The organism is [Muricauda] lutisoli (nom. illeg.), assembly GCF_017313105.1.
GTDB classification, from domain to species: Bacteria; Bacteroidota; Bacteroidia; order Flavobacteriales; family Flavobacteriaceae; genus Flagellimonas; species Flagellimonas lutisoli.
The window spans coordinates 92522-118369 of record NZ_JAFLND010000004.1; the positions used below are offsets into that span (position 1 = coordinate 92522).

The following is a 25848-nucleotide window of genomic DNA, read 5'->3' on the forward strand; positions in this document are numbered from 1 at the left end:
AATCTACAATATTTTTTTTATTGGGAAACTTTTTGCTTTAAAAAAGACCACTATATTTAGCACTCATGAAGGATTTTAACGCACCTGGATTTTTAAAGATTTTAACCGAAAAATTTCCCCATACACCTACCCGAAAACAAGGTATTGCCCTTAATAAGCTGGCTAACTTTGTTTTAGAGGGCAAAAAGGATGAAGTATTCCTTTTAAAGGGTTTTGCCGGAACTGGGAAAACAACACTTGTGGCCACTTTGGTCAGCAGTCTGTGGAAAGTAAAAATGAGTTCCGTTTTAATGGCTCCCACTGGAAGGGCGGCAAAAGTTATGTCTGTGTATTCGGGGAACAAGGCCTTTACCATTCATAAAAAAATATATTTTCCAAAGAAACAATCCGGTGGAGGCATTCAATTTGTTTTGGCTCCTAACAAGCACCGTAATACGGTATTTATTGTAGATGAAGCATCTATGATTCCCGACACGCCGGCTGATTCGAAACTGTTTGAAAATGGTTCCCTTTTGGACGATTTAATGTATTATGTACACTCTGGCCATAATTGTAAATTAGTATTGATTGGCGATACCGCACAGTTGCCCCCGGTAAAATTGGAGCTTAGTCCAGCCCTTGATGAAAACCGTTTATCCTTAAATTATGATAAGGAAGTGGAGTGTTTGGAGTTGGATGAGGTTATGCGACAATCGGACGATTCCGGTATTCTTCACAATGCAACGAACCTTCGGGAGCAATTGCAATCGGAGTTTTTTGATGATTTTAAATTTGATCTACATCAATATAAGGATATTGTCCGTTTGATCGATGGCAACGAGATTCAAGAGGCTATCGATTCCTCTTACGGTCAAAATGGGAAAGAACAAACCGCTATTATTGTTCGGTCTAACAAAAGGGCCAACCTTTACAATCAAAACATAAGGGAGCGCATCCTATTTTTGGATAACGAAATTTCCGTGGGCGACTATATGATGGTCGTAAAGAACAATTACTTCTGGTTAAAGCCCAATTCCGAAGCTGGCTTTATTGCCAATGGGGATATAATTGAGGTATTGGAACTTTTTGCCATCAAGGAACTTTATGGTTTCAAGTTTGCCGAGGTGAAGGTGAAAATGGTGGATTATCCCAATCAAAAACCATTTGAGACGGTTCTGCTTTTGGACACAATAACAGCCGAGACGCCATCGCTATCCTATGAAGATGGAAACAAACTTTATCAAGAAGTGATGAAGGACTATGCACATGAAAAATCCAAATACAGAAAATTCTTGGGGGTAAAGAACAATAGGTTCTTTAATGCTCTACAAGTAAAGTTTTCCTATGCGATAACATGTCACAAATCCCAAGGAGGGCAATGGGATACGGTTTTTGTGGAACAGCCCTATTTGCCCAATGGTGTGGACAAAGATTACCTAAGATGGCTTTACACGGCGGTAACAAGGGCAGAGCGACAACTCTATTTAATAGGTTTCAAGGATGATTTTTTTCTTGACTAGGAAAAACCTATTTTAGACATCGACATGAATATTGAACCGGATACCATAATAAGTTTGTTCCTCGGAATCGGATTGGCCGCTTCCGTTGGTTTTCGTGTTTTTCTACCTCTTTTTGCCCTTAGTTTTGCGGCTTACTTGGGAGTGTGGGACCTAAACGAGAACTGGCAATGGATAGGAAGTTTAACGGCGCTCATCACCTTGGGTGTTGCAACCATTGTTGAGATTTTTGCCTATTTCATCCCGTGGGTGGACAATGCTTTGGACAGTCTTGCCATTCCTTTAGCTGGAATAGCGGGCACCGCTGTAGTCGTATCCACTGCTGCGAATTTGGACCCGGTGGTTACTTGGTCTTTGGCCATTATTGCCGGGGGCGGAACAGCGACGGCCATTAAAGGGGCCAATGCCGCAGGAAGACTCACTTCTACAGGAACTACAGGTGGTTTGGCCAATCCTCTGGTATCTACAGTGGAAACCGGTGCGGCCGTTGCCGTGAGCACAGCGTCGATTTTGGTGCCGCCCATAGCCGCAATCCTTGTGATTATCATATTATTGATCATATTCAGGATCTATCGAAAAATAAGACCAAAAGCTAAATAACCTAATCATCCAAAAGCCTAAAAGTGAAAATAATTTCCATGATTCCCGCTCGTTATCAAGCCTCCAGGTTTCCTGCAAAACTAATGCAGGACCTCGGTGGTAAGCCCGTAATTGTACGAACGTATGAAGCGGCGGTGAACACGGAACTTTTTGATGAGGTATATGTAGTGACCGATAGCCCTATAATTTCCGATGTGATCCAGGGAATAGGAGGAAAGGTCATTATGAGCAAAAGAGCACATGAGAGCGGCAGCGATAGAATTGCCGAAGCAGTGGAGGACATGGATGTTGATGTAGTGATCAATGTGCAAGGTGACGAACCCTTTATTGATGCCGAAAGCTTGGGTAAGATCATCAAAGTCTTCAAAAACGATACAGAAAAAGAGATTGACCTTGGGTCATTGATGACCCCAATAACCGATTGGGAAGAAATATCCAACCCTAATACGGTAAAGGTAGTTGTGGATCATCAGGGTTTTGCACTCTATTTTTCACGTTCCCCGATTCCTTACCCGAGGGACAAGGAGGTGGAGGCAACCTATTACAAGCACAAAGGGGTCTATGTTTTTAGAAAACGGGCATTGATGGATTTTCAAAAATTGTCCATGCTGCCTTTGGAGGCAAAAGAAAAAATTGAGGCTATACGTTTTTTGGAGTATGGCAAAAAAATAAAAATGGTGGAAACCCACGTCACGGGCATCGAGATAGATACCCCTGAAGATTTGGAACGTGCAAGAAAAGTATGGAAGTAGATTTCTCCAACATAAAGACCATTGGCTTTGATGCGGACGATACCCTTTGGGTAAACGAGACCTATTTTAGGGATACGGAAGAAAAGTTTGCGGAATTATTGGAAAACTATGAGACCAAAAATAAGATAGATCAGGAGCTGTTTAAAATGGAAATGGACAACTTGGATATATACGGATATGGCATAAAAGGATTCATGCTTTCCATGATAGAATCGGCCTTGGACCTCTCCAATAACAAAGTGTCACAAGAAACCATTGGAGAAATAGTAAAGCTCGGAAAAAGGATGATATCGCATCCCGTGGAATTGCTCGATGGAGTAGAGGAAGTCCTGTCCAAATTGATGGGAAAGTACCGATTGATCGTACTTACTAAGGGCGACCTTTTAGATCAAGAGCGGAAACTGGAAAAGTCGGGATTATCAAAATATTTCCACCATGTTGAGGTATTGAGCGATAAAAAAGAAATTAATTACAAGAATTTGTTGGACCATTTGAATATTGATGTCAATGAATTTTTGATGATAGGCAATTCCCTAAAGTCGGATGTATTGCCCATATTGAATATTGGGGCAAAGGCGGTACATGTGCCTTTTCATACCACTTGGGCCCATGAGATGGTGGGTGAAGACGAAATGGTGAACAATCACCTAAAATTGAATAGCCTCAAAGATATTTTGAAGTATTTGGACAACTAATGAAGACAGAAGATAATTTGAAGAAGCAAGGAACTACACCGACCCATAAAACTGCGTTCAAGAACTTCCCAATGGTACCCAGGGTAATTTTTGGGGCGGGATGTTTTACGCAACTGGGAGATATTTTGTTACCCATGCGAAAGAGTTCGGAAGCACCATTTATATTTTTGGTGGACGATTTCTTCGAAAATGAGGAGTTTTTGGCCAAGGTTCCGTTAATGTTCAACGATGAGGTCATTTTTATATCCGCAGAGGAAGAACCCAAAACAGCCCAAGTCGATGCCCTGGTGGCCCGGATAAGAGAAAGATATAACGAACTTCCTTCTGGAGTGATAGGTATTGGCGGTGGAACATTGTTGGATTTGGCCAAGGCTGTTTCTATTCTATTGAACAATAATGGATTGGCCAAGGATTATCAAGGTTGGGACTTGGTGAACAAACCCGCGTTGTATCATGTGGGCATTCCTACGATCAGTGGCACTGGAGCAGAGGTCTCCCGTACCACCGTATTATTGGGACCGGAAAAAAAACTGGGAATCAATTCGGACTTTACTCCGTTTGATCAAGTACTGTTGGATCCTGATTTTAGTAAAACGGTGCCCAAGGAACAATGGTTTTACACTGGAATGGATTGTTTTATCCATTGCGTGGAGTCGTTGACAGGAACTTATTTAAACGCCTTTAGCCAGAGTTATGGCGAAAAGGCCATGGAACTTTGTAAACAAGTGTTTCTCGAAGACATAGCTCCAGAAGAATCTAGGGATAAACTCATGATGGCGTCTTGGCACGGTGGAATGAGCATTGCTTACTCTCAAGTAGGTGTGGCGCATGCCATGAGTTATGGGCTTTCTTATCTTTTAGGGGTTAAACATGGAATTGGCAACTGTTTGGTATTCCAGCATTTGGAAGAGTTTTATCCGGAAGGAGTGGCACTTTTCAATAAAATGATGGAAAAACATCATATCAAATTGCCAAAGGGCATTTGTGCAGAACTTACTCAAAACGATTTTGATGTAATGATAAATATTTCCTTGAGCCTTCGACCGCTTTGGGAAAATGCTTTGGGAAAGGATTGGGAAACTATAATGACACCTGAACGGCTTCAGGCCTTATATCAAAAAATTTAAAAGTCTGCTTACTAAAAAACAGATAACCACTACTCCATGCAAAGGCTGGCTAAATTTATCTATTTTAAAATTTTGGGATGGAAACTGAAAGGCTCTTTTCCCGAAGTGGATAAATGTGTTGTGATTGTTGTGCCCCACACACACTGGTTGGATTTTTTTATGGGACTATTGATTCGGAAAGTGATTGACCAAGAAATCAATTACATCGGAAAAAAGAGTCTTTTTAAACCGCCTTTTGGATGGTTTTTTAGATGGACGGGCGGTGCTCCTGTGGACCGATCTAAAAACTCCAACACGGTAGATAGTATCGTGCAGATTTTCAATGAAAGAAAAGTATTTCGATTTGCCCTTGCCCCCGAAGGAACCCGTAAAAAAGTAGAGGCTTTAAGAACTGGATTTTATCATATTGCAAAAAAAGCCAAAGTTCCCATAGTTATGGTGGCCTTTGATTTTGGTAAAAAAGAAATCAAAATAGCAGAACCGTTTCTACCCACGGAAAATCAAGAAAATGATTTTCAAAAAATCCACAACTTTTATAAAGGGGTCAAGGGAAAAGTCCCTGAGTATAGTTTTGAATAGCCTACTCCTTCATGCTGTGGAAAACATTCTGTACATCATCGTCCTCCTCAATTTTCTCAAGTAATTTTTCCACATCGGCAGCTTCCTCTTCATTAAGCTCTTTGGTTACTTGTGGGATACGGTCAAAGCCTGAGGAAATGATTTCGATTTCCCTGGATTCCAATTCTTTTTGAATGGCCCCAAAATTTTCGAAAGGAGCGTAGATATGGATGCCATCTTCATCCACAAAAACCTCTTCGGCACCAAAATCGATCATTTCAAGTTCTAGCTCTTCAGGGTCAATGCCATCTCCGTTTATGGTAAAGTTGCAAGTGTGGTCGAACATGAACTCCACCGATCCCGATGTGCCTAAACTTCCGTTGCATTTATTAAAGTAACTACGAATATTGGCAACGGTCCTGGTATTGTTGTCTGTTGCGGTCTCGATTAAAATGGCAATCCCATGGGGTGCATAGCCTTCAAAAAGAACCTCCTTGTAGTCACCCTGACTTTTGTCCGAAGCCCTTTTAATGGCACGTTCAATATTGTCCTTGGGCATGTTCACAGACTTCGCATTCTGAATCACGGCACGTAGCTTGGAATTGGCGTCAGGGTCGGGACCACCTTCCTTAACAGCCATTACAATGTCCTTTCCAATTCTGGTAAATGCTTTGGACATTGCTGCCCAACGTTTCATTTTTCGTGCTTTTCTAAATTCGAACGCTCTTCCCATAAAATCTTAAATTCTGGATGAAGGCAAATTTAGCAAAAAAAGCACCTTTGTCAAGTTGAATATTTTTCAAGCTTGGGCCATAATGTCTTCAATGGTTTTTGCCAGGTCAATATCCTTTTGGGTAACACCACCAGCATCATGCGTGCTGAGTTTTATGGTAAGACTGTTGTAGACGTTTTCCCAATTGGGATGATGGTTTTGCTTTTCACATTCAAAAGCGATATGTGTCATCACGGAGAAGGCCTCTTTAAAGTCTTTGAAAGTGAACGATTTCTCGATCATTTCATCTTTTAGGGCCCAACCTGATAGATTTTTTAATGCCTCTTCAATTTCATTGGTGTTCAACTTCTCCATACATCTGTGTTTTTCTTAAAGTTAACCAATAACAAATGGAATGGAAAACTTATACAGGAAGATGATGTTCAATTATCTCTTGGCAACTAATACGTAGGTTTTTCGGGAGAATGTTGTCCTTGGGCAAAGCAGCTAAATATCGGTCTTCATTGGTGGTATAGACTCTTTTGTATACGGGATGATAGTTCCCCAAATGCGCAATGACCTCTTTGATGAATTCCTCGTGCTGGATAAGGTCGCTACTGCCCAAATGATAAATGCCTGTTTTGTTCCTGTTGATGAGGTAATGGATTTGTTGTGTAAGCCTGTCGTCGTTGGTTACGTTTATGATCAAGTTCGGAAAAACTTCAATAGGCTCGTTGTTCGCTATGTTTTCCTTGATTTCCTTGATTCTTGGCGAGGAGTTGCCAAATACCATGGGCACCCTCAAAATAGCGGATTTTCCTTTAGGCAACCGCATCATCATGTTCTCGATCTTGATTTTTAACCGACCATATACACTCAACGACAAGGTTTTGTCATGCTCGTAGGATGGGAACTTGCTATAGGCATCAAACACATTGGCCGATGAAATAAAGTACAATTTGGCATCTGTCTTTACCAAGTACTCCATCAAATGCTGATGTGCCTGTACCTGGGCAGGAAAATTTCCACGAAGCGCGGATACGATAATATCGGGTTTTACTTGCTCGAGCACCCGAAAAATATCATCCTCTTCTAGATCGTACCTTATAAATTGCTTGTTTTCGGCAAAAGAGCGGTTGGAATAATAGGTGCCGTAAGTATCAAAATAGGAGCAGAGTTCTTTGTATATGGCATTGCCAACAAATCCACTTGCTCCTAATATCAATATCTTTTTTTTATCCAAAGGCTAATTAGGTGTTTTTATAAAATGGGAGTTTTACTACGGTCGCCAAAACACTGTTTTTCCGTATTTTGATATGAATAGGTGTGTCAACTTTCGAAAATTCAGTAGTTACATAACCAAGTCCGATTCCTTTTGAAAGGGAAGGGGACATGGTACCAGAGGTCACTTTTCCAATTTCGTTGCCATCGGCATCCAAAATAGGGTATCCGGCTCTTGGGATGCCTCTCTCTTCCATTTGAAATGCAATCAATTTTCTTTTCGAACCTTCGGCTTTCTCCTTGGCAAAGTTCTCGCTGTTCACAAATTCCTTGGTGAATTTGGTGATCCAACCCAAACCGGCCTCAAATGGAGATGTAGTATCATCAATATCATTTCCGTATAGGCAGTAGCCCATTTCTAAACGCAAAGTATCACGTGCGGCCAAACCGATGGGCTTAATGCCATAGTCGGCACCAGCTTCCAATACTTTGTCCCACACTTGTTGGACGTCGGAATTTTTACAATAAATTTCAAATCCACCGGAACCCGTGTATCCCGTTGCTGAAATAATGACGTGCTCGATCCCTGCAAAATCACCTACAACAAAGTTGTAGAACTTGATGGACGATAAGTCTACCGAAGTCAAAGATTGCATGGCCTCTACCGCTTTAGGGCCCTGAATGGCCAGTAGCGAATAGTCATCGGAAATATTTCGCATCTCTGCACCGATGGCCTTGTTGTACTTGGAGATATGTTCCCAATCCTTGTCAATGTTGGAAGCATTCACTACCAAAAGATAGGTTTCTTCCTTGATCCTGTAAATAATAAGGTCGTCCACGATACCTCCGGTTTCGTTGGGCATACAACTATACTGCGCTTTACCTACGGTCAATTTGGAAGCATCGTTGGTGGTCACTTTTTGAATAAGTTCCAAAGCTTTTGGTCCTTCGATCAAAAACTCGCCCATATGGGATACGTCGAACACCCCGACCGCCTTGCGAACAGTCTCGTGTTCAATGTTCACACCCTCATAAGAAACGGGCATATTGTAACCCGCAAACGGTACCATTTTGGCTCCCAACGCTTCATGCGTTTTAGTAAGTGCAGTATTTTTCATTGACTTTATTTTTAAGATGGGCAAATTTATAGAATTAATTGAGGATACCCTTACTTTAGGGTATTATGATTTTGCTAAAACCACATCGGGATACTCGTTGCAATATGTCCAAAATTCGTATTTTGAGAAAAAATAAACGCATGTCAAAATTAACCGTTAGCCTCTTATCGATTTTATTTCTCGCTACAATGGCGATATCACAGGATTTGCCCACCGATTATTTGCCTGCCGATTTCCATAAGGAAAGAAGGGATGCCGTGAGGGAGAAATTACCCCCCAAAACCGCAGTGGTGCTTTTCGCCAATGCGGAACGAAATCGGTCAAATGATGTTGACTATGTGTATCATCAAGATCCTAATTTTTATTATTTGACGGGTTATAAAGAGCCCAATGCGGTATTGATCATTTTTTCGGAAGAGCAGACAGATGCCTCAGGAAACACTTTCGATGAGATTTTTTACGTTCAGGAAAGGGATGCAAGAGCAGAGCAATGGACCGGTAAGCGATTGGGAGTTAAAGGGGTTAAGGATAAATTGGGCTTCAAAACCGTATATAATGGCAGTGAGTTCGAAAACTTTCCGTTGGATTTCACTTCATTTGACAATGTATCCTTTGTGGATTTTCATAACGATTACAGGGATAAATCAGGCAAGGCAGATTTGTTTGATTTGATTAAGACATTTAAGATAAAGGCCAACTATCCTGCGGATTATAATCCTGTCCGAAACAGTCTTTACAGTAGAATATCCTCTGCCAATTCGCAAAACAGCAATGATGTTGTGGCCACCATTGAGCGCTATCTGGAACGTTATCCAGAGTTGCAGGACGATGATATATTAAATGATTTTGTAGCGGCCAACAATGACGAGATACGATATGAAATCAAAAACCAGGTACTCGTAATTCAACGTTCCAATAATTTGGATTCCAGTATTCTGCCAAAGGTGATGGCGGAATTGCGCCAAGATAAAACCCCGGAGGAAATGAAACTGTTGAAGAAAGCCATTGAAATCTCAGCAGTTGGTCAAATAGAGGTCATGAAAGCCATGCACCCCAATATGTCCGAAACTGAAATACAAGGGGTGCACGAATATGTATATAAAAGATATGGAGCCGAGTACGAGGGCTATCCATCCATAGTGGGCGGAGGGCATAATGGTTGCATACTTCACTACATTGAAAACAACAAGACCAAAGTGGGCGATGATTTGGTGCTGATGGACTTGGGGGCGGAGTACCATGGGTATACAGCCGATGTAACCAGGACCATACCTGCCAATGGGAAATTCTCGCCAGAGCAAAAAGCCATTTACGATATCGTATACAACGCCCAGGAAGCTGGGATTGCCGCAAGTGTGGTCGGGGCTTCTTTCCGGGAGCCACACAAGGCGGCATACGATGTGGTTGCCAAAGGATTAAAGGATTTGGGCATTATTAAAGATTCCAAAGAGGCCAGAACCTATTTTCCGCACGGTACTTCACACTATTTAGGGTTGGATGTGCACGATGCGGGTACTTATCAAGCATTCAAACCCAATCAGGTAATTACCGTAGAACCTGGTATTTATATCCCAGAAAACAGTGATTGCGATGAAAAATGGTGGGGCATTGCCGTTAGGATCGAGGATGATATCTTGATTACCGAGGATGGGCCCGTAAACCTTTCAGGATTGGCACCGCGGACTACCGAAGCCATTGAGGAGGTAATGAAGCAACCCAGTCCCTTGGACAGTTTTAAACTGCCCAAGTTGGATTAATCGTTCAGGAGGAATTGCTTTAATTCTTCATAAGTGGCAATGTTATGTGATTTTTTGTCTTTGTCCATAACCTTCATAATCTGAGGAGGAATTTTTGGGCTAACCTCCAAGGTTTCCTCCACCACATCCAAAAATTTGACGGGGTGCGCCGTTTCCAAGAAAATACCATAGGTGTCGAGATGGGATTTTTGATATTCTTTTAGTCCCAAATATCCTACGGCACCATGTGGGTCCATAACATAGCCTGTTTTGGAATACACCTCTTTCATGATTGCCTTAGTGGCATCATCCGTAAACGAGTAGGAGGACAGGCTTTCCTGTAGTTTTTCCAAATTATCTTGGTACAAATGCCTGATGCGGACAAAATTACTGGGATCACCTACGTCCATAGCATTGGATATGGTCGCGATGGAAGGCGTGGGTTCGTACACACCATTTTCCATGAACTTGGGTACTACGTCATTTACATTGGTAGAGGCCACAAAATGTTTGACCGGCATTCCCAATTTTTGTGCCACCATTCCGGCACAGACATTTCCAAAATTTCCTGATGGCACGGAAAAGACAATTTCCTTTCCCTTAGATTTAGCCTGTTTATAAGCAAACAAAAAGTAGAACAGTTGTGGCAGCCATCTGGCTACGTTGATACTATTGGCCGAGGTCAATTTTTTATGGTCCGTGATATCGGTGTCCAGAAAAGCGGTCTTGACCATACGCTGGCAGTCATCAAAAACACCATCCACTTCCATGGCCTCAATGTTTTGACCCAAGGTAGTCAATTGTTTTTCTTGTATCTCGCTTACTTTTCCGCTAGGGTAGAGAATGACCACTTTTACACCATCGACCCCTAAAAAGCCATTGGCCACGGCACCTCCAGTATCTCCCGAAGTGGCTACGAGAACTGTTACATCTTGTTTTTCTCCCTGTGAGAAGTAACCGAGGCAGTTGGCCATAAAGCGAGCGCCAACATCTTTAAAAGCCATGGTTGGACCATGAAAAAGTTCCAATGCCCCCACATTTCCCTCAATATCGACCACTGGGAAATCAAAATCCAAGGTGTTCGCGATGATCACTTTCAATGCATCGTCGGGAATGTCTTCCATTACAAATTGATGAATGGCCCGAAAGGCTATTTCCGGATCGGACAACTCTTCGATGTGTTCAAAAAAATCAGCAGGAAGAGGTGTAATGCTCTCTGGAAAATAAAGCCCCTTGTCCGGAGCGATTCCAGCAATGACGGCCTCTTTGAACGAAGCCTGTATATTTTGATTGTTTAGACTATAGAATTTCATGGATCAAGCAATTTTCTTTACGCCTTGGCTGTTTACTTTGGAAATATGGATATCGAAATCCACTCCAATATTTTGATAGGTGTTTTTCATGGACTCCGCCACCTTTTTGGCGGTATCCTCGCCTTTGCTCAAGGCAAAAATCGAAGGTCCCGACCCTGAAATTCCACTTCCCAAAGCACCTGCTTTTAAAGCATTGGCCTTAATATCGTCAAATGCTGGAATTAAAATGGAACGGATAGGCTCAACTATATAATCGTGCAAAGAGCGTCCGATAAGATCGTAATCATTTTGGAAAAGTCCTGCGACCAATCCGCCCAGGTTGCCCCACTGTTGGATGCCCTGTTGCATGGAAATCGTGGTTTTTAAAATTTTTCGGGAGTCCGAGGTTTTGATCTCGATCTGTGGATGGATTACCGTTGCATACAATTCCGATGGCGTCGGTATCGGGATAATGTCCAGAGGTTCGTAACTACGGACTAAAGTGAATCCTCCGTAAATGGCAGGGGCAACATTATCGGCATGGGCCACATCGCTGGCCAGTTTTTCCCCTTGCATGGCAAATTCCACCAGTTCCAACTTGGAAAAGGGCTTGCCCAATAATTCGTTCATGGCCCAAACAGCCCCTGTGGAACTTGCAGCACTGCTACCAATGCCACTACCGGGCTTTATGCGTTTGTCTATTTCAATTTCAAAACCACCTTCATAATCACTCTTTTCCAATAGGGCCAAACCCGCTACACCGGCCACATTGTTTTCCGTTTCTAGCGGAAGTTTCTGGCCAATTATTTTGGTGATGTGAATCCCTTTGTCGGAAGTTTTGCGAACTGTCATTTGATCTCCTACCGAATCCAGTGCCAATCCAAGTACATCAAATCCGCAGGAGACATTGGCTATGGTTGCCGGGCAAAATACTTTAATTTCCTCCATCCCTTAAAAATTTCCGATTCGAACGATATCCGCAAAGATACCCGATGCGGTAACATCGGCTCCTGCTCCGGCACCTTTTATGATCAAGGGCTGGTCAACATAACGGTCCGTAAAGAACAGCACAATGTTGTCACTTCCCTCCAAATTGTAAAAATCGTGTCCTTTTGGTATTTGTTGTAGGCCTACTTTGGCCTTTCCATCTTCGAACTGTGCGACATATTTTAGTTTGCTATCCGCTTCTGCAGCATCTTTGTACAATTTTTGAAAGTCAGCCTCATATTTCTTCAGGCTTTCAAAAAATGCTTCGTTGGAGTCGGTCTCCAAGCTTTCCTTGGGTAGGAATGCCTCGTTTTCGATATCCTCAATATCCAATTGATAACCGCTCTCCCTGGCCAAAATAAGAATCTTTCGCATCACGTCCACTCCGCTGAGGTCAATAGTGGGATCAGGTTCGGTGTAGCCTTCTTCCTGAGCCTGTTTCACCACATCGTGAAAGGTAGTGGAATCATCAAACGTATTGAAGACAAAATTCAAGCTACCGGATAGCACCGCCTGTATTTTTCTCACCTTGTCCCCCGAGGCGATGAGATGTTTTAAGGTATCGATAATAGGGAGTCCAGCGCCCACATTGGTCTCGAATAAATAAGGTGCATTGTATTGCTTTGCCAATTGTTTCAATTCCTTGTAGTATTCATAATCCGAAGAGGATGCAATTTTATTGCAGGTGACCACGGATATACTATTCTTTAGATAGCTCGAATAACTTTTGGAAACTTCTGCACTGGCCGTATTGTCCACAAAAATACTATTGCGATAGTTCAGTGAGTTGATGCGGTCAAAAAATACTTCTTTGTCCGCCGGTTCACCAGAATCCAAGATGTTTTCCCAATCTTTAAGGGAAATTCCATTTTCATCAAAGGCCATTTTTCTTGAATTACTGATGCCGATAACACGAACGTTGAGCTTTAGCTCTTCCTTTAAATATTTTTTCTGTTGACGGATTTGCTGCAAGAATTTGGAACCTACATTGCCTACGCCCATCACGAATAGGTTGAGCTGTTTGATGTTCTCCTCGAAAAAAGTCTCGTGCAACGAGTTCAGGGCTTTTTTCACATCTTCCTTTTTGATGACGGCCGAAATGTTACGTTCGGATGCCCCCTGGGCGATGGCTCTTATATTCACGTTGTTTTTACCAAGTGTGCTGAACATTTTACCGCTAAGACCTTGATGACTTTTCATATTGTCCCCGACCAACGCAACAATGGTAAGGTCTTTTTCAACAATGACGGGTTTGATCTTATTCCTTGAAATCTCGAATTCAAAGGTCTCGTTCACTGCCTCGGCCGCCAAATCCACATCTTCATCGGCAATACCCACACAAATGGAATGCTCTGAAGATGCTTGGGTGATCAAAACAATACTGATGTTCTTGACCGAAAGCGTTTCAAAAAAGCGCTTGGATATTCCAGGGATACCTATCATGCCCGGCCCTTCCAGTGAAAGTAGACTAATATTGCCTACATGGCTGATGCCGCGAACTGTTTTTCCATTTCCGTTATTGTTCTTAGCAATCAAAGTGCCCGGGTTTTCAGGGTCGAAGGTGTTTTTAATAGCGATCGGGATCGCTTTGCCCAATACGGGTTGAATGGTTGGCGGATATAGTACTTTGGCTCCAAAATGGGAAAGTTCCATAGCTTCTTGGTAGCTGATATGGGATACGCATTTGGCCTGTTTCACCAATTTTGGATTAGCCGTGTACATGCCGCTAACGTCGGTCCAAATCTCAAGAATATCCGCATCTATGGCAGCTGCGATTATGGCGGCGGTATAATCCGAACCTCCTCTGCCCAAGGTGGTCAAATCTCCACTCTTACTGGAGGCAACGAATCCTGGTAAAATTGTTATTTGTTTTTTTGTGGATGAAAAATAGGTTTCACAATTTGCATTGGAAATGTTGAAATCTACATTGGCCTTACCAAAATTGTTGTCGGTTTTAATGAGTTCCCTGCTATCTTTATAGACAACGTCCAAACCTTCGGATTTTAGGAATTCGCTGATGATGAAGGAAGATAACAGCTCGCCATAGCTTACAATTTTGTCGGATAGTTTGGGAGTCAGCTCACCAATCAGAAAAGCACCCTCCAGCAAGGTCTCCAAAATATTGAGTTCACTTTTCACCTTGCTCAGTGCCGTACTTTGTGAGGTGACGGGAATCAATTCCCTAATGGCGGAAATATGTTTGTCCTCGACTTCCTTGAGGCTGTTTTTGTAGCTTACATCTTGCTCGGATGCCGAACGGGACGCGTTAAGAAGCAGGTCTGTTACACCTCCAAAGGCCGATACGACCACAGCTATTTGGTCATTTTTTTGATTGGCAAGGATGGATTTGACCTTATTTATATTTTCTGGATTGGCCACCGAAGTGCCTCCAAATTTTAAGACTTTCATAAAGGACTAGTGTTGAAAAAAATTCTAAATAGATTGAAAAACGGACGGAATTATATATAGCAGACTTACCCCAAAGGGGTGGTAGTGGTAATAGTGAAGGTAGATGAAAAAGGATTCATCAAATTAAGGTTACTATCCGTTTGTTTTAACTTCATTGCTCTGTAATGAGGTGATAAATGTAGTACTTTTGTGTACTTCATCAAATCATTGGTGTTGTTTTTTGCGAAATCCTTATGAATAACCAATTTTTATTGCTGAATGAAAATATTTTCCGCCGAACAAATCTATCAAGCTGATAAATCCACAATTCAAAAAGAGAAGATAAAGAGTGAGGAACTGATGGAGCGCGCAGCTACACAGCTTTTCGAATGGATGCATTCCCGTTTACGTGGTACCCAGGTCAAGATCCAGTTGTTCTGTGGTATTGGGAACAATGGTGGGGATGGTTTGGTGCTGGCCAGAAAATTGAATGAGCACGGTTATTCCATTAAAGTATATGTGGTCAACTATAGTGATAAAAGATCGGAGGACTTTCTGCTAAATTTGGAACGTTTGAAAGATGGGAAGGTATGGCCTGATTTTATCAACGAAGAAAGTGAGTTGCCCAAGATTTCACCCAACGATATTGTGGTGGATGCCATTTTTGGAATCGGTCTCAACCGAGCTCCGGATGAGTGGGTGGGCAACTTGATCAAGCACATTAACAATTCTCGTGCTTTCACCTTATCCGTAGACGTGCCCTCGGGCTTGCCTGTTGATAGGGGGCCTTGGGAGCCTTCGTATGTGATCAATTCCAGCTATGTGTTGAGTTTTCAGGTGCCTAAATTGGTTTTCTTTTTGCCCCGAACCGGAGTGTATGTAAATCAATGGGAAATCCTTGATATCGGCTTGGACCAAGATTATATTTCCAACACGGAAACGGATTTTGAACTGATCGGACGCCCTGAAGTATTGCCCATGTACCGACCGAGGCTCAAATTTTCACATAAAGGCAATTATGGACATTCGGTGATTGTTGGTGGTAGTTATGGCAAGATAGGTGCCGTACAATTGGCTGCTAGCTCCTGTTTAAGCGTGGGTAGTGGTTTGGTGACCGCATTTATTCCCAAATGCGGGTATAATTCCCTGCAAACCGCTATTCCAGAGGTAATGGTTTTGACTGGGTCTCGAGAGAAGAATATTTCAGGCATAGAAATTCCATTTGAGCCTTCCGTTATTGGAGTAGGGGTTGGTATCGGTCAAGATGATGATACAATTTCTGCCTTTGGCACTTTTTTGAAAAAGATGGATTCTCCCATGGTGATAGATGCCGATGGACTGAACATTTTATCCCAAAACCCTGAAATGCTCAGCGATGTTCCCGAGTTATCGGTACTTACACCTCATCCGAAGGAATTGGAGCGATTGATCGGGCACTGGTCTTCCGATTTTGAAAAGTTGGAAAAAGCCAAAACGTTCGCTGCTCAATACAATTTGATAGTAGTGATAAAAGGAGCGCATACAGTTACCCTTTTTAATGGTAAAGGTTATGTAAATACGACTGGAAACCCAGGTATGGCCACAGCAGGGAGCGGCGATGTGTTAACAGGTATGATCACCGGGCTTATTGCCCAAGGCTATTCAACTGTGGAAGCTTCAATATTCGGAGTGTACCTGCACGGTTTGGCAGGAGATTTGGCTGCAAGCACAAAGGGTTATGAGGCGCTCAAGGCATCCACTCTTGTGGAACATATTGGAAGTGCCTTTTCAGAACTGTTCCGTCAACCGGAGATGGAACAGAAGGATAAAAGTTAGTCTTTTAGGCGCTATTCCTTCCTTTTTTTGCTTCAAGTTTTTTTTGTGCCCACGCCAAGGCATTGTCAAACTCTATAAAAAACTCCATAGGCTTTTTATAGAACATTTTTTCAATATTGAAATTGTGCATGTCTATCTCCTTTTTGGAGACGATAGCGAAGGCTTTGAGATTGTCCATGCCTCTGAGGTAATTGTATACCGTCGGGTCTACGGCATACGAATTTTTTCTTAAGCTGATATAGGCAAAATCTTTATCCCTAAAATGGATTTCCGATATACCGATCATTTGGTAAGCCCTTTCAAGGGTGATGGTGGTACCTTCATTAAAAGAAGCAACCATATAATTTTTGAAAACCTGAACGGTTCCTATGTCCAGTTGATACTCGCGTACCACTACGGTCTTCTTTTTAGAAGTTATTTTCATTCCCAAGTGTAATTATAGTGTCTCAGGAATAAAATTATTAGGTAATGGCTGTTAACGAAAAAATAATAGATTAAACGCTAAAATATCGTATGTACGGTAATTCCAAGGCATAAAAAAAGCTGACGACAGTCAGCTTTTTAAAGTTTATCTTAAATTACTTTTCAGCTTCGGGCGATTTTTCAGCCTTTTTTATTTTAATGGTGAGCTCTTCTTTCTTCTCATCCAAATCCATAAAAATACTGTCACCTTCTTCCAATTTGGAGTTTACGATTTCTTCGGCAAGCGCATCCTCAATATACTTTTGGATGGCCCTCTTCAGTGGTCGTGCTCCGTATTGCTTATCGAAACCTTTATCGGCAATATAATCCTTGGCTTTATCGGAAAGATTCAAATCGTAACCGATTTCCTTGATTCTCTTGTACAACTTGTTCAATTCTATATCGATGATTTTGTGGATGTCCTCTCTTTCCAAAGAGTTGAAGACCACAACATCATCTATTCTGTTCAAGAATTCGGGAGCAAATGCTTTTTTCAATGCATTTTCGATTACACTTTTCTGGTGACTGTCCGCCTGTGCTTTTTTGGCTGCAGTTCCGAAACCAACGCCTTGTCCAAAATCCTTTAATTGTCTTGCTCCGATATTGGAAGTCATGATGATGATAGTGTTCCTAAAATCTATCTTGCGACCCAGGCTATCGGTCAGGAATCCATCGTCCAATACCTGTAGCAGCATGTTGAACACATCTGGGTGTGCTTTTTCCACCTCGTCCAATAATATTACGGAATAGGGCTTGCGACGTACTTTTTCCGTCAATTGTCCACCTTCTTCGTAGCCTACGTATCCTGGAGGCGCACCTACCAATCGCGATATGGCAAATTTTTCCATGTATTCGCTCATATCTATACGTATCAACGCATCTTCGGAATCAAAAAGTTCCTTGGCTAAGATTTTGGCCAATTGGGTTTTACCAACTCCCGTTTGTCCTAAGAAGATAAACGAACCAATAGGTTTGTTCGGATCTTTAAGACCGGCACGGTTTCTTTGGATGGCCCTTGCCACTTTAGATACAGCTTCGTCTTGGCCGATGACGAATCCTTTGATAAGGTTTGGCAGTTCGGCCAATTTGTTGCTTTCAGTTTGTGCTATTCTGTTCACGGGGATTCCGCTCATCATGGAAACTACATCGGCTACATTGTCTTCTGTAACGGTTTCCCTGTGCAGTTTGCTTTCTTCTTCCCAGCGTTCTTGTGCGGAAGCCAATTCTTTTTCGAGACGTTTTTCATCGTCCCTGAGCTTGGCTGCTTCCTCGTACTTTTGCTTTTTAACGACACTGTTCTTTAGTTCACGAACATCTTCCAGTTGTTTTTCAAGCTCCAAAATTTGTTTTGGAACGTCCATGTTAACAATGTGTACTCGTGACCCAGCTTCATCCAAGGCGTCGATTGCCTTATCTGGTAAAAAGCGGTCCGTCATGTAACGGTTGGTCAATTTCACACAGGCCAAAATGGCTTCGTCGGTATAATTTACATTGTGGTGCTCTTCGTACTTGCCTTTAATGTTCATCAAAATCTCAATGGTCTCTTCCACGGAGGTGGGCTCAACCATTACCTTTTGGAATCGACGTTCCAATGCACCATCTTTTTCTATGTATTGTCTGTACTCATCGAGCGTAGTGGCTCCTATACATTGAATCTCGCCCCTTGCCAAAGCGGGTTTGAACATGTTGGAAGCGTCCAAGCTTCCTGTTGCGCCACCTGCACCAACAATAGTGTGAATCTCATCAATGAACAAGATGATGTCGTCGTTCTTCTCCAACTCGTTCATTACTGCCTTCATACGCTCCTCAAACTGGCCACGATATTTTGTGCCGGCAACCAAAGAAGCTAAATCAAGGGTTACTACGCGTTTGTTGTAAAGTATTCGTGAAACCTTCTTGTTGATGATGCGCAAAGCCAAACCTTCGGCAATGGCACTTTTACCAACACCTGGCTCACCAATCAGTAAGGGGTTGTTCTTTTTTCTTCTACTCAATATTTGGGAAACACGCTCAATTTCCTTTTCTCTGCCCACAACAGGGTCCAATTTGTTCTCTTCGGCCAAACGGGTAAGGTCCCGCCCAAAATTGTCCAAAACAGGGGTCTTGGATTTTTTGCTTCCTTTTTGGGAAGCGCTTCCAGAGCCGAAAGAACTTTCTTTACTATCTCCCATATCGTCTGTGTCCCCAGGGAAGGATTCCGCTTGGGGTGTGTCTATGTAGTCATCGTCACTGGTGATCATGGATTTGAACTGTTCCTTGACATTGTCGTAGTCCACTTTCAGTTTGTGCAATAACTTGGTTGTTGGATCATTCTCGTTCCTAAGGATACAGAGCAACAGGTGCGCTGTATTGATAGAAGAACTTTGGAAAAGCTTTGCTTCCAAAAACGTGGTCTTCAACGCCCGTTCCGCTTGGCGGGTCAGGTGAAGATTCTTTTTGTCCTTCTGAATTGTTCCGGTATTAGGGTTCGCGGGACTCAGAATTTCCACCTTTCTGCGAAGGTGGTCCAAATCCACATCGAGTGCATCCAATATATTTATGGCCTTGCCATTTCCGTCTCTTAAAAGACCTAGCATCAGGTGCTCAGTACCAATAAAATCATGGCCCAGTCTAAGGGCTTCTTCCTTGCTGTATGCTATAACGTCCTTTACGCGGGGGGAAAAATTATCGTCCATACGTTTCTTTTTCAGCAATTAAAATTAATAAAACTATCGTTACGGTGGTCAAATACCGTACCCTTATTCGATAAAGTAGTGGTAAATGTCGGAATATTTACCATTTTCTGACTATTTAACAAAGCTTTATCACCACATTTTTGATAATACCTGCAATGTTGATAATTTTTTTAATAAAGTATTCGCAAAGCGTTATAGAGGCTGCTATTTTCTGTATATTGCCATGATAATTTAACCACAAAAAAACAATAATAAATAAGCATGGCGGAAGGAGAAAAGTTAATTCCCATTAATATTGAGGATGAGATGAAATCTGCCTACATTGATTATTCAATGTCGGTCATTGTGTCACGTGCCCTGCCAGATGTTCGTGATGGTTTAAAGCCTGTTCACCGAAGAGTGCTCTATGGAATGCACGATTTGGGGGTCAGGTCCAATAGTTCGCATAAGAAATCTGCCCGTATTGTTGGGGAGGTACTGGGTAAATATCACCCCCACGGTGATTCTTCAGTATATGATACCATGGTACGTATGGCCCAAGAATGGAGCCTTAGGTACATGCTTGTGGATGGTCAAGGTAACTTTGGCTCCGTAGATGGCGATAGCCCTGCGGCCATGCGTTATACCGAGGCCAAAATGCGCAAGATAGCAGAAGAGATGTTGGCCGATATCGATAAGGATACGGTAGACCATCAACTTAACTTTGATGATACCATCGAAGAGCCAACGGTACTGCCTACCCGTATTCCCAACTTGTTGGTGAACGGAGCTTCTGGTATTGCCGTGGGTATGGCAACCAATATGCCACCCCATAACTTAACGGAAGTGGTAGATGGCACGGTAGCTTATATAGATAACCATGATATTGAGATAGATGAGCTGATCACACATATCAAAGCTCCTGATTTTCCTACAGGGGGAATCATTTATGGGTACGACGGAGTAAAAGAGGCTTTCCATACAGGTCGAGGCCGTGTGGTAATGCGTGCCAAGGCAACCATTGAAGAGGTTCAGGGCAAAGAATGCATCGTTGTTACCGAAATCCCGTATCAGGTGAACAAGGCGGACATGATCAAAAAGACTGCCGACCTGGTCAACGATAAAAAAATAGAAGGGATCTCGAACATTAGGGACGAGTCCGATAGAAATGGAATGCGTATCGTTTATATTTTAAAGCGTGATGCCATTCCTAACATTGTACTCAACATGTTGTACAAGTACACGGCCCTTCAATCCTCGTTTAGTGTCAACAACATTGCATTGGTCAATGGTAGACCTGAACTATTGAACCTAAAGGATATTATCCACTATTTTGTGGAGCACAGGCACGAAGTTGTTGTTCGCAGAACCAAGTTCGAACTGAAAAAAGCTGAGGACCGTGCCCATATTCTAGAAGGACTTATAATTGCTTCTGACAATATTGATGAAGTAATTGCCATCATTAGAGGTTCTTCCAACGTTGAGGAAGCCCGTAACAAATTGATCGAGCGCTTTAAACTGACAGAGGTTCAGGCCAAGGCCATTGTGGAGATGCGCTTGCGCCAACTTACAGGTCTGGAGCAGGACAAATTGCGCGAAGAACATGCCGAGTTGTTGAAGACCATAGAAGATTTGAAAGACATTCTTGATAAAAAGGAGCGTAGAATGCAAATCATAAAAGATGAGCTTCTTGAAATCAAAGAAAAGTATGGAGATGACAGAAGGTCAGAAATCAACTATGCAGGAGGGGATTTGAGCATTGAGGATATGATTCCTGATGAGCAAGTGGTGATTACCATTTCCCATGCCGGTTATATCAAAAGAACGTCCCTTACAGAATATAAGACCCAAAATAGGGGAGGGGTCGGACAAAAAGCATCGTCTACCAGAAACGAAGATTTCTTGGAACACTTGTTTGTGGGTACCAACCACCAATATATGTTGTTCTTTACCCAAAAGGGAAAATGTTTCTGGATGCGCGTATTCGAAATTCCCGAAGGAAGCAGAACGTCCAAGGGTAGGGCCATCCAAAACTTGATCAATATTGAACAAGATGATAAGGTAAAGGCCTTTATCTGTACCCAAGATCTGAAAGATGAAGACTACGTAAACAGTCACTTTGTGATTATGGCCACCAAAAAAGGTACGGTCAAGAAGACTTCTTTGGAGCAGTACTCGAGACCTCGTCAAAATGGTATCAATGCGATAACCATTCGAGAGGGTGATGAGTTGTTGGAAGCTAAGTTGACCACAGGTACCAGTCAAATATTCCTGGGACTGAAGTCTGGAAAAGCCATTCGCTTTGAAGAATCCAAAACAAGACCGATGGGAAGGAACGCTTCCGGTGTAAGAGGTGTAACTTTGGCAGATGATAATGATGAAGTGGTTGGAATGGTATCTGTTCACAATTTTGAAGATGACATTCTTGTGGTATCCGAAAGAGGTTATGGAAAACGCTCCAATATAGAGGACTATAGAATCACCAATAGGGGTGGAAAAGGGGTGAAAACAATTTCCATTACCGATAAAACCGGAGGTCTTGTGGCCATCAAAAATGTAACCGACACGGATGATTTGATGATTATCAACAAATCAGGAATCGCCATCCGCATGGGAGTTGAAGATCTTAGGGTGATGGGAAGAGCCACACAAGGGGTTCGTTTGATCAATCTGAAAGATAATGATGCCATTGCGGCAGTTGCCAAAGTGATGAAGGAAGATGACCCGGTCGATGAAGCCGATATCAGGGATATCGAAGTAAAAGGAGAAGATGGCACGGCTATTGATGATAATACGGACGAAAAAGAATAATTAATTTAGATTAAGCAATAATCGATAAATACTAAATAATTTCAATTTTAACATGAGAACAAGAATATTAATACTATTAGCCTTAGGAGTATCCACGATGGGTTTTGCCCAGAAGGATGAGATGAAGACGGCTGAAAGGGCTTTGAAGGACGGTGATGCAGCAGCGGCAAAAGCTGCTTTGGTAAGCGCTGCCTCCCTAATCGATTCGGCCAAGGAAAAAGATCAGGCCGAGTATTATGCGCTTTTAGGGAATGCGAACTACGAATTGGCAAAAAAAGGAGATGCATCTTCCTATGAGTCTGCATTGGAGGCTTACAAAAAAGTAATCGCTGTTGAGGAAGCAAGTGGAAAGTCTAAATATACTTCCGTTGCCCAAGAGAAAATGGGACAAATGACAGCTGATCTGGTAAATTCTGCAGTAGAGGACAACAACAACAAAAAGTTCAGTGAGGCTGCCGAGAAATTGTACATGAGCTATACATTGAGCCCAAAGGATACTGTTTATCTTTATTACGCTGCAAGTAGTGCAGTAAACGGCCAGGACATGGAAAAGGCCCTAAAATATTATAAAGAACTGAAGGATCTTGACTACAACGGAGAATCTGTAACCTACACAGCTGTTAATGTGGAGACAGGAGAAACCGAGAGCATGGACAAAGCGACTCGTGACCTTTATGTAAAGGCTGGAACACACAAAGATCCAAAAGAAGAGGTTAGCCCATCCAAAAAACCAGAAATTGTTAAGAACATTGCTTTGATTTATCAGCAAATGGGAGAAAATGAAAAGGCCATTGAAGCTTATGCCGATGCCAGATCGGAAAATCCAGACGATGTAAACTTGGTATTGGGAGAAGCTAACTTGTACTATGCTATTGGAGACAAAGAAAAATTCAAGGATTTGATGGGGCAGGCATCTGCAATGGCTCCTGACAATCCAGATTTGTTGTACAATATCGGTGTGATCAATATGGAGCAAGGTAACTTGGAAGAAGCAAGGGATGCCTACAAAAAAACATTGGCCATTGACCCAGGTTACATCAATGCCCTGTTGAACCTTTCCACAACTTATGTGAACGAAGGGAACGGCCTTATTGACGAAATGAACGTATTGGGAACTTCCAAAGCTGACATTGCAAAATACGACGAGCTTAAGGAGAAGAAAGATAGCTTGTTCAGAGAAGGAGCAGCTGTTTTGGAAGATGCGCTTCAGTCCAACCCGGACAACGAAAGTATCTTGACCCAGTTGAAAAACATTTATGGAGCCTTGGGAGACAATGAGAACTTCATGAGAATCAAAAAGCTTTTGGGAGAATAATCAAGCCTTATTCCCCAAAAAAAAGCCCCGATACGTTCGGGGCTTTTTTTATATCACTTTTTTTATGACCCGTAATTGATGGGTATATAATTTTTCCTCGGAATTAAATATGCCGGTGTGGTCAATTCTATCAATACGGACGTGGCCGTTTACGTGAATAATGTAATTGTCCTTTAAAATAATGCCAACATGGTCTATAATACCTTCGTTGTCATCAAAAAAGGCCAGATCACCGGGCTCGCTTTCTTCAATAAAACTCAAGGCTTCTCCTTGCTTTGATTGTTCCTCGGCAGTTCGGGCCAAGGCGTATCCGTTGATTTTGTACACCATTTGGGTAAACCCGGAGCAATCGATCCCAAACGGCGTTTTTCCGCCGGCTAGATACGGAGCCTTTAAATACATGATAGCTGTATCGATTAAACGGTCTTTAGGGTTTTTATCAGTCGAGATATGGCCCTCAAATGTATGTTCCAATAGTTCCGGGGAATTGACCATAGAACCCATTATAATGGGTTGTAACATCCCATCCCTTGTACAGATATGCGATACCACATCCGCACATATTTTTTGAGGTTCTAGGGCTTCAATATGTTTATAAACATCTTCTGCAATAAGTTTAAGTTGGTTGTTTGGTATCCAGCCTTCAAAATTGTCATAAGCCGTTCTGATTCTGCTCCACTTTTTCCTGGCCTCGAGAACCTTAAAATGCTCCCCGTACAACAATTGGGATGACATTTCGGCACAATCGTCCGGATTTGTTCTAATGGGAACAATACTTAGAGGACAAATTCCATATTGCATTTACTGTACAGATTGAATCACTAATTTCTTTCCAAAACAATGGATGAAGCTCCCCCACCACCATTGCATATGGCGGCAGCTCCTAATTTGGCGTTGTTTTGTTCCAATATATTCAACAATGTTATGGTAATTCGAGCTCCTGAACAACCCAGGGGGTGTCCCAAGGAAACCGCACCACCATTTACATTGACATTTGAGTCGTTTAGCCCAAGAATTTTCATATTGGCCAGACCCACTACTGAAAATGCCTCATTGAATTCAAAAAAATCAATATCCTCAATGGATACTCCTGCCCTGTCCAATGCTTTTGGGAGGGCTTTTGCAGGAGCTGTGGTAAACCATTCGGGCTCTTGGGCCGCATCGGCATATCCTTTAATTGTGGCCAAAGGGGTCAACCCAAGTTCTTCGGCTTTTTCTTCGCTCATCAGCACAACTGCCGCAGCACCATCGTTAATGGTGGAGGCGTTGGCAGCGGTAACCGTTCCATCTTTGGAAAAGGCAGGTCTTAAAGCTGGAACTTTTTCCAGTTTTACGTTCTTAAATTCTTCATCTTCATTCACTACAATAGGTTCTCCTCGGCGCTGTGGTACTTCAACAGGAACTACCTCGTTATCGAATTTGCCACTCTTCCAAGCTTCAGCAGAACGTTTATAGGATTGAATGGCATAGGCATCTTGGTCTTCTCTACTAAATTTATATTCCGTAGCACAGGCATCGGCACATACGCCCATGGCATTCTGGTCATAGGCATCCACCAGACCATCTTTCTGCATACCGTCAATCAATGTGGAAGGGCCAAATTTGGTTCCCTTTCTCATGTAGGCATAATGCGGTATCAAGCTCATGTTTTCCATACCCCCGGCAACAACTATGTAGTTTTCGCCCAAAGCAATGGATTGTGCACCTTGCATGATGGCTTTCATTCCAGAGGAGCACACTTTGTTTACCGTTGTACACGGCACGGTATTGGGAATGCCTGCGAAAATTGCAGCTTGTCTCGCTGGTGCCTGACCTGTTCCGGCCTGCACTACATTGCCCATCAAAACTTCCTCGACAAGTTCGGGTTTTAGATCTATTTTATCCAAAGCTCCTTTTATGGCCACAGCACCCAATTTTGGGGCGGGAACGCTGGATAGGGCTCCCATAAAACTTCCAATGGGTGTTCTTGCGGCAGAAACTATAACTACTTTTTTCATATGTGCATTTTTACTCCTGCGAAAATACTAAATTTAAATGCAAAGCGATAAGGAACTTGGGCAACGTACTTCTTATATATATTTTCTATTTTTGAAGCTAACAGTTTTATGG

The 25848-nt window shown here is 42.4% G+C and carries 21 protein-coding genes; 10 read left to right on the forward strand and 11 right to left on the reverse strand.

Features of this window, described 5'->3' with window-relative positions:
* The first annotated feature begins 65 nt into the window (after positions 1-65).
* The 6 genes from J0X13_RS14735 to J0X13_RS14760 are packed head-to-tail and all read left to right on the forward strand — an operon-like array spanning position 66 to position 5249.
* Positions 66-1499 carry an ATP-dependent DNA helicase gene (locus tag J0X13_RS14735; protein WP_207072150.1) on the forward strand — a complete coding sequence of 478 codons (1434 nt, stop codon included), beginning with the start codon at positions 66-68 and terminating at the stop codon, positions 1497-1499.
* Between the two features lie 24 nt (positions 1500-1523).
* Positions 1524-2096 (forward strand): DUF4126 domain-containing protein, encoded by a 573-nt coding sequence (locus J0X13_RS14740; protein ID WP_237685845.1) that lies wholly within the window; start codon positions 1524-1526, stop codon positions 2094-2096.
* Positions 2097-2134: 38 nt separating this feature from the next.
* Positions 2135-2848 (forward strand): 3-deoxy-manno-octulosonate cytidylyltransferase, encoded by a 714-nt coding sequence (kdsB, locus tag J0X13_RS14745; RefSeq protein ID WP_207072207.1) that lies wholly within the window; start codon positions 2135-2137, stop codon positions 2846-2848.
* Positions 2839-3543: an HAD family hydrolase gene (locus J0X13_RS14750; RefSeq protein ID WP_207072151.1), complete on the forward strand. Its 705-nt coding sequence runs from the start codon at positions 2839-2841 to the stop codon at positions 3541-3543. Before kdsB ends, J0X13_RS14750 begins: the two co-directional genes overlap by 10 nt.
* Positions 3543-4670: an iron-containing alcohol dehydrogenase family protein gene (locus tag J0X13_RS14755; protein WP_207072152.1), complete on the forward strand. Its 1128-nt coding sequence runs from the start codon at positions 3543-3545 to the stop codon at positions 4668-4670. The genes J0X13_RS14750 and J0X13_RS14755 overlap by 1 nt, the downstream gene beginning before the upstream one ends.
* Positions 4671-4706: 36 nt before the next feature.
* Positions 4707-5249 carry a 1-acyl-sn-glycerol-3-phosphate acyltransferase gene (locus J0X13_RS14760; protein ID WP_207072153.1) on the forward strand — a complete coding sequence of 181 codons (543 nt, stop codon included), beginning with the start codon at positions 4707-4709 and terminating at the stop codon, positions 5247-5249.
* A 1-nt stretch (position 5250) separates the two neighbouring features.
* Here J0X13_RS14760 and J0X13_RS14765 read toward each other — a convergent pair whose 3' ends face one another.
* The 4 genes from J0X13_RS14765 to gcvT all read right to left on the reverse strand — a co-directional run bounded on the left by J0X13_RS14765 (position 5251) and on the right by gcvT (position 8279).
* A complete protein-coding gene (locus J0X13_RS14765; RefSeq protein WP_207072154.1) occupies positions 5251-5961 on the reverse strand; it encodes a YebC/PmpR family DNA-binding transcriptional regulator in 711 nt (236 codons plus the stop codon).
* A 66-nt stretch (positions 5962-6027) separates the two neighbouring features.
* Positions 6028-6315, reverse strand: coding sequence for a 4a-hydroxytetrahydrobiopterin dehydratase (locus tag J0X13_RS14770; RefSeq protein WP_207072155.1), 288 nt, complete (start codon positions 6313-6315; stop codon positions 6028-6030).
* 49 nt (positions 6316-6364) lie between these two features.
* Complete coding sequence (locus J0X13_RS14775; RefSeq protein ID WP_207072156.1) at positions 6365-7183, reverse strand: sugar nucleotide-binding protein; 819 nt, start codon at positions 7181-7183, stop codon at positions 6365-6367.
* Between the two features lie 7 nt (positions 7184-7190).
* Positions 7191-8279 carry a glycine cleavage system aminomethyltransferase GcvT gene (gcvT, locus tag J0X13_RS14780; protein WP_207072157.1) on the reverse strand — a complete coding sequence of 363 codons (1089 nt, stop codon included), beginning with the start codon at positions 8277-8279 and terminating at the stop codon, positions 7191-7193.
* Between the two features lie 188 nt (positions 8280-8467).
* Here gcvT and J0X13_RS14785 point away from each other — a divergent pair, with 188 nt between their 5' ends.
* Entirely contained in the window at positions 8468-10036 is a 1569-nt protein-coding gene (locus tag J0X13_RS14785) for an aminopeptidase P family protein (RefSeq protein ID WP_242535752.1), read from the forward strand.
* On the opposite strand, the gene thrC is transcribed toward J0X13_RS14785, so the two are convergent.
* Genes thrC through thrA form a run of 3 tightly spaced genes read right to left on the reverse strand, consistent with a single transcriptional unit; the run spans position 10033 to position 14703 of the window.
* Positions 10033-11328 (reverse strand): threonine synthase, encoded by a 1296-nt coding sequence (gene thrC / locus J0X13_RS14790; RefSeq protein ID WP_207072159.1) that lies wholly within the window; start codon positions 11326-11328, stop codon positions 10033-10035. The genes J0X13_RS14785 and thrC overlap by 4 nt on opposite strands.
* 3 nt (positions 11329-11331) lie before the next feature.
* On the reverse strand, positions 11332-12255 hold the full coding sequence (locus tag J0X13_RS14795) for a homoserine kinase (protein ID WP_207072160.1): 924 nt from the start codon (positions 12253-12255) through the stop codon (positions 11332-11334).
* A gap of 3 nt (positions 12256-12258) precedes the next feature.
* On the reverse strand, positions 12259-14703 hold the full coding sequence (gene thrA, locus J0X13_RS14800; protein ID WP_207072161.1) for a bifunctional aspartate kinase/homoserine dehydrogenase I: 2445 nt from the start codon (positions 14701-14703) through the stop codon (positions 12259-12261).
* 258 nt (positions 14704-14961) lie between these two features.
* Here thrA and J0X13_RS14805 point away from each other — a divergent pair, with 258 nt between their 5' ends.
* Positions 14962-16497 carry an NAD(P)H-hydrate dehydratase gene (locus J0X13_RS14805; protein ID WP_207072162.1) on the forward strand — a complete coding sequence of 512 codons (1536 nt, stop codon included), beginning with the start codon at positions 14962-14964 and terminating at the stop codon, positions 16495-16497.
* 4 nt (positions 16498-16501) lie between these two features.
* Here the strand turns inward: J0X13_RS14805 and J0X13_RS14810 are convergent, their stop codons facing one another.
* Together J0X13_RS14810 and J0X13_RS14815 are read right to left on the reverse strand one after the other, a co-directional pair.
* Entirely contained in the window at positions 16502-16921 is a 420-nt protein-coding gene (locus tag J0X13_RS14810; RefSeq protein ID WP_207072163.1) for an STAS/SEC14 domain-containing protein, read from the reverse strand.
* A gap of 154 nt (positions 16922-17075) precedes the next feature.
* Positions 17076-19634 carry an ATP-dependent Clp protease ATP-binding subunit gene (locus J0X13_RS14815; protein ID WP_207072164.1) on the reverse strand — a complete coding sequence of 853 codons (2559 nt, stop codon included), beginning with the start codon at positions 19632-19634 and terminating at the stop codon, positions 17076-17078.
* Positions 19635-19895: 261 nt separating this feature from the next.
* Here J0X13_RS14815 and gyrA point away from each other — a divergent pair, with 261 nt between their 5' ends.
* Together gyrA and J0X13_RS14825 are read left to right on the forward strand one after the other, a co-directional pair.
* Positions 19896-22424: a DNA gyrase subunit A gene (gene gyrA, locus J0X13_RS14820; protein ID WP_207072165.1), complete on the forward strand. Its 2529-nt coding sequence runs from the start codon at positions 19896-19898 to the stop codon at positions 22422-22424.
* Positions 22425-22476: 52 nt separating this feature from the next.
* Positions 22477-23739, forward strand: coding sequence for a tetratricopeptide repeat protein (locus J0X13_RS14825; protein WP_207072166.1), 1263 nt, complete (start codon positions 22477-22479; stop codon positions 23737-23739).
* A gap of 48 nt (positions 23740-23787) precedes the next feature.
* Here the strand turns inward: J0X13_RS14825 and J0X13_RS14830 are convergent, their stop codons facing one another.
* Together J0X13_RS14830 and J0X13_RS14835 are read right to left on the reverse strand one after the other, a co-directional pair.
* Entirely contained in the window at positions 23788-24540 is a 753-nt protein-coding gene (locus J0X13_RS14830; RefSeq protein ID WP_207072167.1) for a C40 family peptidase, read from the reverse strand.
* A 20-nt stretch (positions 24541-24560) separates the two neighbouring features.
* On the reverse strand, positions 24561-25736 hold the full coding sequence (locus J0X13_RS14835) for an acetyl-CoA C-acyltransferase (protein WP_207072168.1): 1176 nt from the start codon (positions 25734-25736) through the stop codon (positions 24561-24563).
* Positions 25737-25848: the final 112 nt, after the last annotated feature.

Bases quoted from the DNA above. Each gene is read 5' to 3' on its own strand.
- gyrA (WP_207072165.1), top strand. From the start codon at position 19,896: ATGGCGGAAGGAGAAAAGTTAATTCCCATTAATATTGAGGATGAGATG.
- J0X13_RS14740 (WP_237685845.1), top strand. From the start codon at position 1,524: ATGAATATTGAACCGGATACCATAATAAGTTTGTTCCTCGGAATCGGA.
- J0X13_RS14830 (WP_207072167.1), bottom strand. From the start codon at position 24,540: ATGCAATATGGAATTTGTCCTCTAAGTATTGTTCCCATTAGAACAAAT.
- J0X13_RS14825 (WP_207072166.1), top strand. From the start codon at position 22,477: ATGAGAACAAGAATATTAATACTATTAGCCTTAGGAGTATCCACGATG.
- kdsB (WP_207072207.1), top strand. From the start codon at position 2,135: ATGATTCCCGCTCGTTATCAAGCCTCCAGGTTTCCTGCAAAACTAATG.
- J0X13_RS14750 (WP_207072151.1), top strand. From the start codon at position 2,839: ATGGAAGTAGATTTCTCCAACATAAAGACCATTGGCTTTGATGCGGAC.
- thrA (WP_207072161.1), bottom strand. From the start codon at position 14,703: ATGAAAGTCTTAAAATTTGGAGGCACTTCGGTGGCCAATCCAGAAAAT.
- J0X13_RS14735 (WP_207072150.1), top strand. From the start codon at position 66: ATGAAGGATTTTAACGCACCTGGATTTTTAAAGATTTTAACCGAAAAA.
- thrC (WP_207072159.1), bottom strand. From the start codon at position 11,328: ATGAAATTCTATAGTCTAAACAATCAAAATATACAGGCTTCGTTCAAA.
- J0X13_RS14795 (WP_207072160.1), bottom strand. From the start codon at position 12,255: ATGGAGGAAATTAAAGTATTTTGCCCGGCAACCATAGCCAATGTCTCC.
- J0X13_RS14785 (WP_242535752.1), top strand. From the start codon at position 8,468: ATGGCGATATCACAGGATTTGCCCACCGATTATTTGCCTGCCGATTTC.
- J0X13_RS14760 (WP_207072153.1), top strand. From the start codon at position 4,707: ATGCAAAGGCTGGCTAAATTTATCTATTTTAAAATTTTGGGATGGAAA.
- J0X13_RS14815 (WP_207072164.1), bottom strand. From the start codon at position 19,634: ATGGACGATAATTTTTCCCCCCGCGTAAAGGACGTTATAGCATACAGC.
- J0X13_RS14805 (WP_207072162.1), top strand. From the start codon at position 14,962: ATGAAAATATTTTCCGCCGAACAAATCTATCAAGCTGATAAATCCACA.
- gcvT (WP_207072157.1), bottom strand. From the start codon at position 8,279: ATGAAAAATACTGCACTTACTAAAACGCATGAAGCGTTGGGAGCCAAA.
- J0X13_RS14770 (WP_207072155.1), bottom strand. From the start codon at position 6,315: ATGGAGAAGTTGAACACCAATGAAATTGAAGAGGCATTAAAAAATCTA.
- J0X13_RS14755 (WP_207072152.1), top strand. From the start codon at position 3,543: ATGAAGACAGAAGATAATTTGAAGAAGCAAGGAACTACACCGACCCAT.
- J0X13_RS14835 (WP_207072168.1), bottom strand. From the start codon at position 25,736: ATGAAAAAAGTAGTTATAGTTTCTGCCGCAAGAACACCCATTGGAAGT.
- J0X13_RS14765 (WP_207072154.1), bottom strand. From the start codon at position 5,961: ATGGGAAGAGCGTTCGAATTTAGAAAAGCACGAAAAATGAAACGTTGG.
- J0X13_RS14810 (WP_207072163.1), bottom strand. From the start codon at position 16,921: ATGAAAATAACTTCTAAAAAGAAGACCGTAGTGGTACGCGAGTATCAA.